Annotated in this window: 1 rRNA gene; it reads right to left on the bottom strand. The window is 53.4% G+C overall.

What is annotated here, in order from left to right:
- Positions 1-25 precede the first annotated feature (25 nt).
- Positions 26-2256, bottom strand: a 23S ribosomal RNA gene (locus FVF58_RS50810); the annotation flags it as partial.

The following is a 2256-nucleotide window of genomic DNA, read 5'->3' as shown; positions in this document are numbered from 1 at the left end:
GACCGACACAAAACACACCTGTTATAGGATCAAGCCTTACGGGCAATTAGTATCAGTTAGCTCAACGCATTACTGCGCTTACACACCTGACCTATCAACGTCCTGGTCTTGAACGACCCTTCAAGGGGCTCGAAGCCCCGGGGATATCTCATCTTAAGGCGAGTTTCCCGCTTAGATGCTTTCAGCGGTTATCTCTTCCGAACATAGCTACCCGGCGATGCCACTGGCGTGACAACCGGTACACCAGAGGTTCGTCCACTCCGGTCCTCTCGTACTAGGAGCAGCCCCCTTCAAATATCCAGCGCCCACGGCAGATAGGGACCAAACTGTCTCACGACGTTTTAAACCCAGCTCACGTACCTCTTTAAATGGCGAACAGCCATACCCTTGGGACCGGCTACAGCCCCAGGATGAGATGAGCCGACATCGAGGTGCCAAACACCGCCGTCGATATGAACTCTTGGGCGGTATCAGCCTGTTATCCCCAGAGTACCTTTTATCCGTTGAGCGATGGCCCTTCCATACAGAACCACCGGATCACTATGACCTGCTTTCGCACCTGCTCGACTTGTCGGTCTCGCAGTTAAGCACGCTTATGCCATTGCACTATCAGCACGATTTCCGACCGTACCTAGCGTACCTTCGTACTCCTCCGTTACACTTTGGGAGGAGACCGCCCCAGTCAAACTGCCTACCATGCACTGTCCCCGACCCGGATTACGGGCCAAGGTTAGAACCTCAAACAGATCAGGGTGGTATTTCAAGGATGGCTCCACGCAGACTGGCGTCCACGCTTCATAGCCTCCCACCTATCCTACACAGACCGGTTCAAAGTCCAATGCAAAGCTACAGTAAAGGTTCATGGGGTCTTTCCGTCTAGCCGCGGGGAGATTGCATCATCACAAACACTTCAACTTCGCTGAGTCTCGGGAGGAGACAGTGTGGCCATCGTTACGCCATTCGTGCAGGTCGGAACTTACCCGACAAGGAATTTCGCTACCTTAGGACCGTTATAGTTACGGCCGCCGTTTACCGGGACTTCAATCAAGAGCTTGCACCCCATCATTTAATCTTCCGGCACCGGGCAGGCGTCACACCCTATACGTCCACTTTCGTGTTTGCAGAGTGCTGTGTTTTTATTAAACAGTCGCAGCCACCAGTTTATTGCAACCCCTTCACCCTCTGCGCGCAGGCGCATCAAGCTACAGGGGCGTACCTTATCCCGAAGTTACGGTACCAATTTGCCGAGTTCCTTCTCCCGAGTTCTCTCAAGCGCCTTAGAATACTCATCTCGCCCACCTGTGTCGGTTTGCGGTACGGTCTTGTTGAACTGAAGCTTAGAGGCTTTTCCTGGAACCACTTCCGATTGCTTCGTCGCCTAAACGACTGGCCTCGCACCCTTGAATTCCGCGCCCGGATTTGCCAAAGCGCCTTCTCCAATGCAAGGACCGGGACTTCCAACACCCGGACAACCTTCCGCGATCCGTCCCCCCATCGCATTCAACAATGGTGCAGGAATATTAACCTGCTTCCCATCAGCTACGCATTTCTGCCTCGCCTTAGGGGCCGACTCACCCTACGCCGATGAACGTTGCGTAGGAAACCTTGGGCTTACGGCGAGGGGGCCTTTCACCCCCTTTATCGCTACTCATGTCAGCATTCGCACTTCCGATACCTCCAGCACACTTTCCAGTGCACCTTCGCAGGCTTACGGAACGCTCTCCTACCATGCGTGCAAAGCACGCATCCGCAGCTTCGGTATATTGCTTAGCCCCGTTACATCTTCCGCGCAGGACGACTCGATCAGTGAGCTATTACGCTTTCTTTAAAGGATGGCTGCTTCTAAGCCAACCTCCTGACTGTTTTAGCCTTCCCACTTCGTTTCCCACTTAGCAATATTTGGGGACCTTAGCTGGCGGTCTGGGTTGTTTCCCTCTTGACACCGGACGTTAGCACCCGATGTCTGTCTCCCGTGATTGCACTCTTCGGTATTCGGAGTTTGCTATGGCGTAGTAATCCGCAATGGACCCCACAACCATGACAGTGCTCTACCCCCGAAGGTGATACACGAGGCACTACCTAAATAGTTTTCGGAGAGAACCAGCTATTTCCAGGTTTGTTTAGCCTTTCACCCCTATCCACAGCTCATCCCCTAACTTTTCAACGTTAGTGGGTTCGGACCTCCAGTACGTGTTACCGCACCTTCATCCTGGCCATGGATAGATCACCTGGTTTCGGGTCTACACCCAGCGACTG

The sequence above is a fragment of the Paraburkholderia panacisoli genome (assembly GCF_008369935.1).
GTDB classification, from domain to species: Bacteria; Pseudomonadota; Gammaproteobacteria; order Burkholderiales; family Burkholderiaceae; genus Paraburkholderia; species Paraburkholderia panacisoli.
Note: the sequence above shows the minus strand (reverse complement) of the source record. Positions and strands in the feature narration are given on the sequence as shown.